12 protein-coding genes are annotated in these 12,418 nt (G+C 49.2%); 2 read left to right on the top strand and 10 right to left on the bottom strand.

What is annotated here, in order from left to right:
* Positions 1-2: 2 nt before the first annotated feature.
* Positions 3-743: an alpha/beta hydrolase gene (locus WH37_RS21065; protein WP_046232582.1), complete on the top strand. Its 741-nt coding sequence runs from the start codon at positions 3-5 to the stop codon at positions 741-743.
* A 118-nt stretch (positions 744-861) separates the two neighbouring features.
* Here WH37_RS21065 and WH37_RS21060 read toward each other — a convergent pair whose 3' ends face one another.
* The gene (locus tag WH37_RS21060) at positions 862-1,329 is read right to left on the bottom strand and encodes a low molecular weight protein-tyrosine-phosphatase (protein ID WP_046232581.1); all 468 of its coding nucleotides are present in this window, start codon (positions 1,327-1,329) and stop codon (positions 862-864) included.
* Complete coding sequence (locus WH37_RS21055) at positions 1,330-1,962, bottom strand: trimeric intracellular cation channel family protein (RefSeq protein ID WP_046232642.1); 633 nt, start codon at positions 1,960-1,962, stop codon at positions 1,330-1,332.
* 218 nt (positions 1,963-2,180) lie between these two features.
* Between WH37_RS21055 and WH37_RS21050 the strand changes: the two genes are divergently transcribed.
* Positions 2,181-2,822 carry a thiamine diphosphokinase gene (locus WH37_RS21050; protein WP_197091389.1) on the top strand — a complete coding sequence of 214 codons (642 nt, stop codon included), beginning with the start codon at positions 2,181-2,183 and terminating at the stop codon, positions 2,820-2,822.
* A 26-nt stretch (positions 2,823-2,848) separates the two neighbouring features.
* Here the strand turns inward: WH37_RS21050 and WH37_RS21045 are convergent, their stop codons facing one another.
* The 8 genes from WH37_RS21045 to WH37_RS21010 form a co-directional block, all read right to left on the bottom strand.
* Positions 2,849-4,798 carry an endonuclease MutS2 gene (locus WH37_RS21045; protein ID WP_231594304.1) on the bottom strand — a complete coding sequence of 650 codons (1,950 nt, stop codon included), beginning with the start codon at positions 4,796-4,798 and terminating at the stop codon, positions 2,849-2,851.
* A 609-nt stretch (positions 4,799-5,407) separates the two neighbouring features.
* Positions 5,408-6,202, bottom strand: coding sequence for an MBL fold metallo-hydrolase (locus tag WH37_RS21040; RefSeq protein WP_046232579.1), 795 nt, complete (start codon positions 6,200-6,202; stop codon positions 5,408-5,410).
* Positions 6,202-6,876: a GNAT family N-acetyltransferase gene (locus tag WH37_RS21035; protein ID WP_046232578.1), complete on the bottom strand. Its 675-nt coding sequence runs from the start codon at positions 6,874-6,876 to the stop codon at positions 6,202-6,204. Before WH37_RS21035 ends, WH37_RS21040 begins: the two co-directional genes overlap by 1 nt.
* Positions 6,877-6,912: 36 nt before the next feature.
* The gene (locus tag WH37_RS21030) at positions 6,913-7,584 is read right to left on the bottom strand and encodes a GNAT family N-acetyltransferase (protein ID WP_046232577.1); all 672 of its coding nucleotides are present in this window, start codon (positions 7,582-7,584) and stop codon (positions 6,913-6,915) included.
* 27 nt (positions 7,585-7,611) lie between these two features.
* Entirely contained in the window at positions 7,612-8,472 is an 861-nt protein-coding gene (locus WH37_RS21025) for a carbon-nitrogen hydrolase family protein (protein ID WP_046232576.1), read from the bottom strand.
* A gap of 17 nt (positions 8,473-8,489) precedes the next feature.
* Positions 8,490-9,845 (bottom strand): HAMP domain-containing sensor histidine kinase, encoded by a 1,356-nt coding sequence (locus tag WH37_RS21020; RefSeq protein ID WP_046232575.1) that lies wholly within the window; start codon positions 9,843-9,845, stop codon positions 8,490-8,492.
* Positions 9,842-10,540: a response regulator transcription factor gene (locus WH37_RS21015; RefSeq protein ID WP_046232574.1), complete on the bottom strand. Its 699-nt coding sequence runs from the start codon at positions 10,538-10,540 to the stop codon at positions 9,842-9,844. The genes WH37_RS21020 and WH37_RS21015 overlap by 4 nt, the downstream gene beginning before the upstream one ends.
* Before the next feature lie 260 nt (positions 10,541-10,800).
* A complete protein-coding gene (locus tag WH37_RS21010) occupies positions 10,801-12,357 on the bottom strand; it encodes an ABC-F family ATP-binding cassette domain-containing protein (protein WP_046232573.1) in 1,557 nt (518 codons plus the stop codon).
* Positions 12,358-12,418 lie beyond the last annotated feature (61 nt).

Below are 12,418 nucleotides of genomic sequence, written 5' to 3'. Positions count from 1 at the left end.
TGATGACAGATGAACGTTATTTGAAACGCACCGTCCTCAGGGAAACGGTTGCAAGCAACTATTTGCACGATGGCGAACGCTCGCTTCGCGTCTATTTACCGCCCGGCTACAATGAGCTGCTGAGCTATCCAGTCGTATACTGCCAGGACGGAGAGGATTTTTTCAACTTCGGCCGGATCGCGACGACAGCGAATCGCATTATTTTGGATGAAGGCGTGGAGCCCTTCATTATTGTTGGCGTCGATGTGAATAAAACATTTCGCACAGCGGAATATGCTCCTGACGGAGACCGCCATGAGGCTTATGTCCGCTTTTTCGGCGAGGAGCTGCTTCCCTTTATAGAAGCAAAATATCCAGTCCGTCGCGAAGCCGAGCATCGCGTACTTGCCGGCGATTCGCTTGGCGGCACCATCTCCCTTCATCTTGCGCTAGCCTATCCGGAGTTGTTCAACCGTGTGCTTTCCTTATCAGGCGCCTATTTCGAGCGCTCGCTTGAAATTATCGCTGCACAGAATGACCTTTCCTGGCTGGAGCTTTACATGATTGTCGGCCTGCAGGAAACGGCTTATGAAACAACGGATAGAGGCGTGCATAATTTTGTCGAATTAAATCGTGAAGCCAAAAAGCTGCTCGAAGAAAGACAAGCTCCTTTTTATTATGCGGAAAAAGAAGGCCAACATCAATGGGGCTTTTGGCAGAAAGAGCTGCCGGAAGCATTAATGTATTTTATTGAGCGCCAATAAGCGCCGCAGCCTTGCCCAAAAAATGAGACAAAGCCTTGATTTCCCCCGCCCAAGGAGGAAGCCAAGGCTTTGTTTGTTTATTCTAAGCAATCCACCTGCTGCATCTCGCTCGGCTAGGTTACTTAAGCTTCACATGGTCGAGCAGCCGCTCGCAGCCTGCATCCACCAGTTCAAAGACATAATCGAATTGTCCTGTATAATAAGGATCCGGCACATCCGCTACACCGCGCTCAGGCAGCAGGCTCATAAAGGTCAGCACTTCCGCGCTCCCCGCACGCGTTCCGAGAATTTCACGCACATCGCGCTCGTTTTTCGTATCCATACAGACGATAAAGTCAAAATCCGCATCATCCTGCTGCGTGAACTGACGCGCCTTCATACCCGTGTAGGATATGCCATTCAAATCAAGCTCCTTGCGTGTGCCTTCATGCGGCGGATGGCCGATATGCCAATCTCCCGTACCCGCCGAGTCTACAATAATTTGGTCTGACAGCCCCGCTTGCTCCACCTTGCTGCGAAAAACAGCCTCCGCCATCGGGGAACGGCAAATATTGCCGAGACAAACAAACAAAACTTTTTTCTTCATTTAGGCCTTTCCTTTCTCCTGAACAATTTTCTCCCGCAGCGAGCGACGCGGCAGCTTCCATTTGTAATACACCGACAGCATCCTAAACACAATAATGAGCACGAACAGGAACAGCAAATCAAGTGTCGAATGAAACCAGCCTTTGCCAATGACCAGGCCGCCAACCATCGCCCAAACCGCATAAATTTCATCCCGCAGCACAAGCGGCTTGCGCCCTGCCAGCACATCGCGAATAATGCCTCCACCGATTCCTGTCAGCATAGCCGCCACCATCACCGCGCTGATCGGGTGGTTCATCTGCGTTGCATACAGCGCACCCTGAATAGCAAAGGCTGATAAACCGATCGCATCGAAAAAAGCTTCGCTTTTGCGCCACGTATAAATCCATTTAACCGGCAGCAAAAAAGCAATCGTCATCGCGATGAGCGCGATTTTCAGCAAGCTTCCCTGGCTCCAAAGCGAGGTGACCGGAACGCCAATAAGCAAATTCCTTATGACCCCTCCGCCAAACGCCGTAACCAGACCTAGCACAAAAACGCCAAGTATGTCGTATTCCTCCTCCATTGCCACAACCGCGCCGCTGACGGCAAAGGCAATGGTGCCGATAATGCTGAATACGCCAAAAATCTCCAAATCCAACGTGTACGCCCCCGCTTCCGTTCTCCCATCCGATGTCATCTATCGGACAGTCTGTCCTTTCCCATTTTAGCCCCGCTGCTTTCTTAAAGCAACGACATATTTCGCCAATTCGCTGCCGATTTTCCACCTGCTACTGGTGTTCCTGCTCAAAGTCACTATATACTAGCAAAAGCGACAAGTATGAACAAAAGCTATTAAGAAAGAAGGAAGCGATTATGCCACAACGAATAGTCATTTGCTCAGGAGGCGAGCTTGGAGCTTGGGCCCTGCCTCATCTGGATCAGGACGCCTTTCGCATTGGCGCAGACCGCGGCGCACTGTTTTTGGTGGAGCAGGGATATGCACCGCAGCTCGCAATAGGCGATTTTGATTCGGTCACGGACGAGCAATTGGAGCAAATACGTTCAGCCAGCACGGAGCTCATTACCTGTGACCCTATCTATAAAGATTATACCGATACAGAAATGGCTTTGCGCTATTCGCTGGAGCAAAATCCGGATGAAATTATTTTATTAGGCGCGTTAGGCACCCGCTTTGACCATTCGTTATCGAATGTGCAGCTGCTTGTGCTCGCCGAACAGCGGGGTGTCCCCGCCTGTATTATCGACGAACATAACTGTATTACTGTTACTTCCTCTAAACGAATAATACAGAAAGGGCTTTATGCGAATGTTTCTCTGCTGCCCTTATCTTCTGCTGTTACTGGCATTACGTTAACCGGATTTCAATACCCTCTACATAAAGCCAGCTTGCAAATCGGCCAATCTCTTGGCATAAGCAATGTACTGACAGAGATGGAAGGCAGCATTGCGATTGATGAAGGAATGCTGCTCATAATCCAAAGCCGTGATTAAGCAATAACGAGCTGACAGCACGAGCATTATTCAAAAGCCTCTGGCTTCATCTCGATGACCAGCCCTTCCACATGCTTGCGGCTCAGCTGTTTGCGGAGCTTGCGGTTTTCTTTGGAATCAAAGACGATACTCATATCATAATCTTCCCCAGGATACAGCTCCGCCCTGCCGATTGACAGCTTGAGCCGCTTTCGGTTAAAGGCCAGCTTGCGGCCCTGCACCTGAACAATGACCTCTCCTCGGGCATCAGCCGGACGAAAAACGATACCAAGACGCTTCAGTGGATAAATCCATACCGCGTCGCCTGCTTGCAAGGGCTGCATGGCAGTTTTGCCTGCGCCCTCTTCTTTTTTGCTGCTATTTTTCACTTGTGCCTCGGTTTGAGCTTCGGTATGTCCTGCTTTATCATCTGAGCTTAATTCATCTTGACTTAGCGTTACACTCTGCTGGCGCTTAGCTGCAAGCTGCTCCGCCCGTTGCATGACCCGCTCTGGCAAACCATATCGACGGGCAATTGCGAAAGCGTGGCTTTCCCCTGCCTCCCCAACGATCAATTGATATAGCGGAAGCAATGTCTCTGGATCAAAAGCCATCCTCGCGTTCATGCAGCCCTTCGTACGGGAAGCATATTGCTTAATCTCATTAAAATGTGTCGTTGCCGCCGTCAAAGCTCTCCTGTGATGAAGCTCCTCCAATACAGCTATAGATAGCGCTATGCCTTCGCCTGGATCTGTGCCCGCCGCCAGTTCATCGAGCAGCAGCAAGGAACGCGGTCCGGCAGATTCCAGCATTTCGCCTAAAACACGAATATGCGAGGAGAAGGTGCTTAACGATTGCTCCAAGCTTTGCCCATCTCCTAGATCTGCAATAATCGTGTGGAAAATGCCGAAACGGCTCCCCTCCCTTGCCGGAACAAGCAGCCCTGACTGAGCGAGCAGCGCAAGCAGGCCGATTGTTTTCAGTGTTGCTGTTTTCCCGCCCGTATTGGGCCCTGTAATAATGAGCTGGCTCCAGTTCGGGCCGAGCTCCACATCAAGAGGAACCGCCGACTCGCCAAGCAACGGATGACGGGCCTGCGATAAAGAGATGAGAGGTTCATCGGTCAATTGAAACGATTGACCATCGTATGAACGCGAAAGTTTGCCGCGCGCCATAATGAAATCGAAAGAGGCCATCGCCTCTAAATTAAGTCTAAGCTCGGCTTCATGCGCATCAGCCAAATCGGATAAGCCCGATAAAATAACGGTGCGTTCGCGCTCCTCCTCAGCCTCCCACTGCCGCAGCTCTACTTGCAAATCAGCAACATCAACCGGTTCTACGAATAAGGTTTGCCCACTCGCCGATTCATCCCACACCGTACCTGGTACCTGCTTGCGCAGCTCGCGCTTCACTGCGATAACAAGCCGGCCACTTCGTTTACTCACAATCGACTCCTGTAAGGCTGATTTATATTTGGAAAGTGAAGCTTCCATTTTACGACTGATTTTGTCCTCGACCGCGTAGCGATGCCGACGAATTTCCGCGAGCGCAGCACTAGCCTGATCGGTGAGGCTTCCGTAGCGAATACAGCGGCCGAGCTCTTCACGCAGCTCCGGACAATCATGCATGGAATCTGCATAGCTGGCAATGATCGGTGCAATCCCCCGTTTGCTCGCCATATATCTACGCATTTGCATAACAGAAGCGAGCCATGTCAGCAATTGTTCCAGCTCCTGCTCGACATAAATTCGTCCTTTGCCAAGCAGCGCCAGAAAAGGATCAATTCCCTCCATAGCGGATAAAGGAATGCTTGCCCCTGATGCCAGCAATGCGGAAGCTTCCTCTGTCTCCGACAGCCATGCTTGAATCTGCCTGATTTGTACGCTGGGCAGATGTCGCTCCGCCAATAATCTCCCTGCCGGAGAAACCGTGTAGCCGATCAATCGTTCCTTCAATTTGTCATATTCCAAACGCTTTAGCGTAGCTTCGTGCATCATTTTCAATCGCTCCTCATTAAAATCGATTGTATTTCCTATTTTGTTGGCGTGAATGATTCGAAATAAACCGAGCATAAACGGCGTTGCCGTCCTTTAGAGAAAACGACCGTTTCGCATAGGTATAGATGCGTATTTATAAAAAAAAACAGGAACAGAACGCATGAGCGTTCCATTCCTGTTTTAAACGGCTGTTATACCTAACCGAACGTTAATCACCCCAACGCAACCGCCATATATAAACGGCTATCATTAGGAAATAACGCAAAAAAACCGTGCTGCAAGAGCACGGTGGTCAGGCCGCTGCCGAATAGCATTCAGGCGGAGTCCACATGTTCTTAACTCTTGGTATCAGACAGCCAATGAAGATCCGTTTATAGAAACCTGCCTCAACTGCACAAAGCAGCCAGCAAGCTTCCATTCGCCTTCAACGCGATCTGATCTATCCAATTTATGAGTTAAGAACACCTGTCAACATAAAATAAACCCCTTCCTGAACCATCCAGCCAACAAAATATAATTTCAATTTACTTCAAAAACAAGCTTCTTGTCAACCCCAACAGCTTTCGTCAAAAACTTCTTGCTGATTATGCAATATTGGTCTAGGTCTAGCTATACCGTCACTTCAAGTGCCGCCCTTGCAAACTGTACAGCAGTTGGAAGCCCATAATCGCTATTCAAATCAATGTCATGGGACATATGCGTAAAAATCGTATGATTCGGCTGCCAAAGTTGAATCAGCTCCAGCGCTTCCGTTACATCATAAACAGAGCGGGTGTCATATGCGAATGGTTCTTTATAAAAGCTTGTGCCTAACACTAGCAAGTTGAGACCATAAAGCGGCTGCTGCTGTTCATCCGTTAGCCCAATGGCGTCAGAGCAATAAGCCCAGGAACGCTTTTCGAGCGTATGATCAAAACGAAAAGCGTAAGCATAGCCATTTTTGCCATGATTGATTCGCCAGCTTGTTATATCCCAGTTGCCCATTCGCAGATTCCCGTCTATTGCATGAAAATCGATTTGCCGCTGCAGCCAAGGAAAACGCGCGTTAATTTCGACAATCACCTCAGCAGCTGCAAAAGCCTCACCCTTCACGTTCAGCCAGCGGCAGGCATCGGCCCATTCCACTAGACCGCCAATATGGTCAAAATGGGCATGTGTAATTAAAATCCGTCTGACGAACCGCAAGCCTGCAGCTTCCATTTGCTTTCCCCAATCAGGGCCGCAGTCAATCCATACCGCATCATCAGCTTCATCTGCAAGCCCTGCTCCCAATCCGTCAAGCTGCACAAGTGAACGCAAACGACGGTTAATGCCCGTGCTTCTCGCCTCTTCACATACAGCACAGCTGCAATAAACACGCGGAACGCCCATCGAATCGCCTGTCCCGCGAAAGGTAATGCGCATTACAGCGGAAGCAGTGCGACCTGCTCCTGCTGTCGCAGCTGATTAATCATATCAAGCCAAGCTTGCGGCTTGTTAGGCAGCGCCTCATAGTAGCCTTCAAGAAAGGTCACGATGAGCGAAGCTGGCAAAAACGCCAAATTTTCATCAGCAGGCAGGAAGCTGAGCTGAAGGCCCGATACAGCTTGACCTTCATGGTCCCAGGAAGGATGCACGTATGGGAAATCTAAGCGATTGTAACCGATATGCGACAGCACTTCCCGGCGCACAAATGGATTCATTGGCGTTACGCCCCCAAATGCATGCTGCTCTTCACTTTCATAAGGATTATATATTTCCGCGAACATGCCGATCGGTTCTGTACCGGATTGTTCAGCCAAACGCGCCAAATCCTTCTCCCGTGCACGCAGCAGGAAGCGCCCGATGCCCTTGCCGGCTTGTCCGATAATGGTGAAGTCGGTCATTGCTACGCGGAGCTCTGGATAATAACGATATTCAGTGGAGCCTACTACTTTGCCGTCTTCTACCGCAACATAAACATGGATGCCAGCATCCTCAAGAGGTTCTCTCCACAGCTCATAAGCCAGCACTTCTTCCGGCGGAAAAATCGTTTGAAGCAGCTTATGCAGCTCCGCAAAATAAGGGTCATCAATCGAGGTAATACGATGATACAGCATTAAAATATCCCCTCTCCTTATGTATCGGTTTTTAAATTAATCGGCTGCAAGAAATGGATTACGCCACTCCATCAAAGCCGCATAGCCACAGGACTGCTCGTCTTCCAAATAATTTGCTGCTACACCTGTCGGCGTACGGCCGCAGCGCAGCAGAAAAGACAGAACAGGGTCGCTGTATTTTCCAGCCAAGACCCCGCTAACGTAGTTTTCCGGTGTTATTTCTCCTGCATAGCGATGATAGCCGGGCATCCGCCCGCCCCCTAGCAGCCTTTCAAGCTGTAAATGTACGACTGTCTCATACATCGTCTGCATCAACCATTTTCCAATACCCGACTTTCGGTACTCTGGGATTACACAAATATCTACAACATAAAGCGTATCGCCGCTGCGGTCATGATTGCGAATAAAACCGTTATCCGTGATCGTTTCCCAGCTGTGCGAATGTCCGTAATCGGCCATATTGACTATAAGGCCTGTCATCGAGCCAATAAGCCTGCCACCAATTTCAGCACAAAGCGCTCCTTCCGGAAAACGGGAAACATGCTCTACAAGCTGCTCCTTGCTCCACCATAAATCCGAAGGAAACGGTGGCGGGAAGCTTTCCCGCTGCACATCGATCAGCCCTTCAAAATCCAACTCAGCGTAACGCCTTATTACAGCCTCTACCGGTGCGCCCTCATGATATACATATAATTGTTTACGAATAATGCCACATCCCTTCTGCCAGGGAAAGCTTTAATGCCAATCGGTATAAAGATCAGTGCGACGGTCCCGCCATGTCGTAACGGAGCCTGCGATTCGTACATCTTCAAGCAGCTTCAAATCAAGATCAGCCACAACGAGCATATCGTCATTAATGATTCCTTCTGCCAAAATGCCGCCCGGTGGGAATGGGATATCGTTAGGCGACAAAATCGCCGCTTGCCCAAAGTTGGCCCGCATAAAATCGACCTTTCGCAGCGAGCCCACTGTACCAGTCGTCACCACATATACTTGATTTTCTATCGTGCGTGCATGAGCGCTATACCGAACGCGATAAAAGCCGTGGCGATCATCCGTACAGGATGGGCAGAAAATGACGTCCGCCCCTTTTGCTCTCGCCATACGCACGATTTCCGGAAATTCAATATCATAGCAGGTCAGCATAGCGATTGTGCCGTATGGGGTTTGGAACACTTCCAACCCTTCGCCCGGCGACATCGCCCAGTCGCTCACTTCCGTCGGCGTCAGATGGATTTTCGACTGACGGTCGATCTTCCCATCCGGATGGAACAGATGCGCAACATTGCGAAGCTTGCCGCCTTCCACTTCCACAACATGCGTGCCAGCCACAATGTGCATATTGTATTCCGCAGCCAGCTTGGCGAACAGCTCTTCATAGGCAGCTGTAAAGCCAGGGAGTTTGTCAAACGTTAAGGCTTTGCCGCTGCTATCACTGATGGACAGCAGCTGAGTTGTAAAAAATTCAGGAAATAATAGAAACTGTGTGCCGTATTCCGAGGCATTGCGCACATAATGCGCGACCTGCTCGGCAAATTGCTCAAATGAGCTGATGTCGGCCAATTTGTATTGAACGGCCGCTACTCTATATTTCAAAACCGACCCTCCTACCGTTACTTTCGTTGTTTAAATTGAAGTGTAATCGTCGTGCCAATATCCTGTTGGCTAAATACATCCATTTTGCCATCATGCAAATCAACAATTCGTTTCGCAATGGAAAGACCTAGTCCGGCCCCGCCAGTCGCACGGCTTCTAGCACCGTCGACCCGATAAAAACGTTCAAACAAATGCGGCAGGTCACTCTCTGGAATGCCTACGCCTCTATCTTTGACTTCAATCTTGACGATTGTTTTCACCTGGCTAACCGAAACATCAATCGGTTCCTTGCTATACTTTATGGCATTATCAAGCAAAATGACGAGAAGTTGTTTGATTTTTTCTTTATCGCCATACATTCTGACGATTTTCGAGCTTGTTTTAATCCGAATTGGACGCTGAAACGTCGTTTGCAGCATGCCTGCCAGCTCATCGACAGCCTGCACCACATCGAAATGCTCCTGCTTCAGCCAGTCCTCCTGCTCAGCTTCGGCAAGCGTAAGCATGGACTTGGTCAAGTTCTGCATCCGTTTCGCTTCCCGGTCAATCGCTTCAATCGCTTCATCTCGCACTGCGGCATCGTCGCGTCCCCAACGCTTAAGCATATTGGCATAGCTGGAAATGACTGTGAGCGGCGTTTTGAGCTCATGGGATGCGTCTGCCACGAACTGCTTCTGCTTCTCAAACGTACGATCCAGCCGCTCAATCATTTGATTGAAAGCACGAATCAGCTGCTGCAGCTCCGCAGATTCCTCGTGGCTGGTCGTCTCAATAACTCGCAGCTTTCCGCTTCGGTCGATTTCCCGCATCGTCGTGACCATTTGCTGAATGGGCGCTGTCAGTCTGGACGTAAACCAATACGTACCGAATATCGCAAACAAAATAGCACCCGCACTCGTTACCGTGAGAGCTGCAACTAAAATCTGCAAATAATTATCCAGCTCATTAAGGACTCTGTTAATTTCCAGCATGCCAACGATATCGGTTCCATCGTACAGGGGAACGCGCATATACAAAATACGTTCGCCGCCCTTCGAAATCATACCGGTATCATGCTGACTGTCAAAAGCTGCCGGAAGGCCCAGCAGCACAGGGTCCGAGCCTGTAATATTGACGACCTTGTTATCTGGCTGCACAATGCGAATCATTTCATTCACATTATAATATTCACTTAGCAAATCCGAATTGTTAAGTCCTTTGCCGCTCTGGATTTGCGGATTTTCCAGCATGAGATTGACTTTGTTCGCGATGACGCGCTCTTCGCTTTCTGTCGTAATTTTAATGACATAAAAATAAACGAAAATATTAAACAAAATCAATATAAAAATAAGCCAGAATATCGTGAAAAGCGTAAATCGTTTACGCAGCGTCATGCGTCAGGCTCCTTGACCATATAGCCTACTCCGCGAACGGTATGAATGAGCTTGTGGCGATAGCCTTTGTCCAGCTTTTGCCGCAAATAACGGATATACACATCGACCAAATTCGTCTCGCCGATAAAATCATAGCCCCATACCTCGGAGAGGATATCCTCACGGGATTTCTCTTCATTTTTGTTTTCCACCAAATAAACGAGCAGTTCAAATTCTCGCGGCGTAAGCTCGATAATAATATCTTTGCGGAAAACTTTGCGCGTACGCAGTTCAATCGTCAAATCGCCAACCTTAATCATATCCGAGCCTTCGGATTCACGCGGATTTTGCTGGAAAATGCGCAAAATATTGCGAACACGCGCCAGCAGCTCCTCCATCGCAAACGGCTTCGTAATATAATCGTTAGCTCCATGCTCAAAACCGCTTACTTTATCGGGAACGGTATCTCTCGCTGTAAGCAAAATGACTGGAACCGCATTGCCCGCCTGTCGCAGACGGCGCAGTACCTCAATACCATTAAGCTCCGGCAGCATGACATCCAGCAGCACGAGCTCCCACTCCCCGGACGATGCCATTTCATAGCCTGTCCGACCGTCCAAAGCCGTGCCTACTGTATAACCTTCATGCTCAAGCTCAAGCTGTAAAATGCGGGATATGCCTGCTTCATCTTCTACTACCAGGACACGTTCTTTCATCTTAAGCGTTCACCTACCTTAGCAAATAGTCCTACATGGACCCGTTTTGTACTCATCATAAAGGAATATTCAATTCAAATGCAAGTAAGCCGGACTACTGCCGCTTGCAGTCCGGCTTACTTGTTTTCCTCAAGCGTTATTACGATCAAGGTGAAACGGCCGAAAGCCGTCCTCTGGCGGCGCGGCACGTTTCAGTCCGAGAAATATAGAGAAAGTATGGCAAAATCATATACTTTCCTATATTTCAAGCTGCAACCCATTTAAATCTGGGTTTGCATGGACCAGCTTTCGACATCCCAAGTTTTCGTAACCCAATCCTCATAAAAATCAGGTTCGTGGGATACGAGAACGACGGTGCCTTTGAATACGCTAAGCGCGCGCTTCAACTCGGCTTTTGCAATGACATCCAAATGATTCGTCGGCTCATCGAACAAAATCCAGTTGCTTTCGCGCAGCATCAGCTTGCAAAGACGTACCTTCGCCTGCTCGCCGCCGCTCAATTGGTTGAGCGCCCGCGTAATATGCTCATTTTTCAAGCCGCAACGGGCAAGAGCTCCACGAACTTCACTTTGCGTCATATGCGAAAATTCATTCCATACATCATCCAGCGGCGTCATCGTTGGCGCCTTGGCTTCCTGTTCAAAATACGCAGGATGCAAATAATCGCCACGATAAACTTTACCGTCAAGCGCCGGAACGACGCCGAGAATCGTTTTAAGCAGCGTTGATTTGCCGACACCGTTGCAGCCAACGATCGCAATTTTGTCACCGCGCTCGATCAGCATGTTCATCTTAGGCAGCAGCGGCTTATTGTAGCCAATGGACAACCCTTCCGCCTCGAATACCGTTTTGCCGCTAGTACGGGCTTCTTTAAAACCAAAGGTTGGCTTAGCCGCTTCCTCTGGCTTGTCAATGCGATCGATCCGGTCAAGCTGCTTCTCACGGCTCTTCGCCCGTCCAGAAGTCGAAGCACGCGCTTTATTGCGCGAAATAAAGTCTTCCTGCTTCTTGATGAAATCCTTCTGTTTCTCATAAGCGTCGATATGCTGGGCTTTGTTCATATCTGCCATCTCAAGGAATTTCTCATAGTTGGCAGAATAACGAGTCAGCTTGGCGAACTCCAGATGATAAATAATATCCACCACTTGGTTCATAAAGCCCGTATCATGGGAAATCAGGACGAAAGCATATGGGTACGACTTCAAATAGTTCGTGAGCCAGTTAATATGCTCTTCATCCAAATAATTCGTAGGCTCATCGAGCAATAAGACGGTCGGCTTCTCTAGAAGCAGCTTGGCGAGCAAAACCTTAGTCCGCTGTCCGCCGCTCAAGGCCGTTACGTCGCGTTCAAGCCCAATCGCATTCAGCCCTAGGCCATTGGCCATCTCATCAACCTTGACATCGATTAAATAGAAATCGCCAATTTCCAGCTCTTCCTGAATTTCACCCATCCGCTCCAGCAACTGCTCCAGCGTATCCGGATCGGCATCGCCCATTTGCAGCGCAATATCATTCAATTCCTGCTCGAGCAGCAGCATCGGTGCAAAAGCATCCTTCAGCACATCCCGAATCGACTTGCCCGGCGTTAATTTCGTATGCTGATCCAGATAGCCGTAGCGGACGCGTGGTGTCCATTCTACTTTGCCTTCATCCTTAAGCAGCTTTCCGGTCAAAATGTTCATCATTGTCGATTTTCCCGTTCCATTGGCGCCTACAAGACCAACATGCTCGCCAGCCAGCAGGCGGAACGATACGTTTTTGAACAAAACGCGGTCACCAAACGTATGGGATAATTGCTCTACTGTTAATAAACTCATTTCTTCTTAGCTCCATTCATGCATTTGTTTATAGCGAGGATTTGCTCATTTCCCAGGCTGG

It is taken from the genome of Paenibacillus algorifonticola (assembly GCF_000971975.1).
GTDB classification, from domain to species: Bacteria; Bacillota; Bacilli; order Paenibacillales; family Paenibacillaceae; genus Pristimantibacillus; species Pristimantibacillus algorifonticola.
Note: the sequence above shows the minus strand (reverse complement) of the source record. Positions and strands in the feature narration are given on the sequence as shown.

Excerpts from the sequence above, each read along its gene's own strand:
- WH37_RS21020 (WP_046232575.1), bottom strand. The coding sequence starts at position 9,845 with ATGACGCTGCGTAAACGATTTACGCTTTTCACGATATTCTGGCTTATT.
- WH37_RS21060 (WP_046232581.1), bottom strand. The coding sequence starts at position 1,329 with ATGAAGAAAAAAGTTTTGTTTGTTTGTCTCGGCAATATTTGCCGTTCC.
- WH37_RS21065 (WP_046232582.1), top strand. The coding sequence starts at position 3 with ATGACAGATGAACGTTATTTGAAACGCACCGTCCTCAGGGAAACGGTT.
- WH37_RS21010 (WP_046232573.1), bottom strand. The coding sequence starts at position 12,357 with ATGAGTTTATTAACAGTAGAGCAATTATCCCATACGTTTGGTGACCGC.
- WH37_RS21035 (WP_046232578.1), bottom strand. The coding sequence starts at position 6,876 with ATGCTGTATCATCGTATTACCTCGATTGATGACCCTTATTTTGCGGAG.
- WH37_RS21015 (WP_046232574.1), bottom strand. The coding sequence starts at position 10,540 with ATGAAAGAACGTGTCCTGGTAGTAGAAGATGAAGCAGGCATATCCCGC.
- WH37_RS21045 (WP_231594304.1), bottom strand. The coding sequence starts at position 4,798 with ATGATGCACGAAGCTACGCTAAAGCGTTTGGAATATGACAAATTGAAG.
- WH37_RS21040 (WP_046232579.1), bottom strand. The coding sequence starts at position 6,202 with ATGCGCATTACCTTTCGCGGGACAGGCGATTCGATGGGCGTTCCGCGT.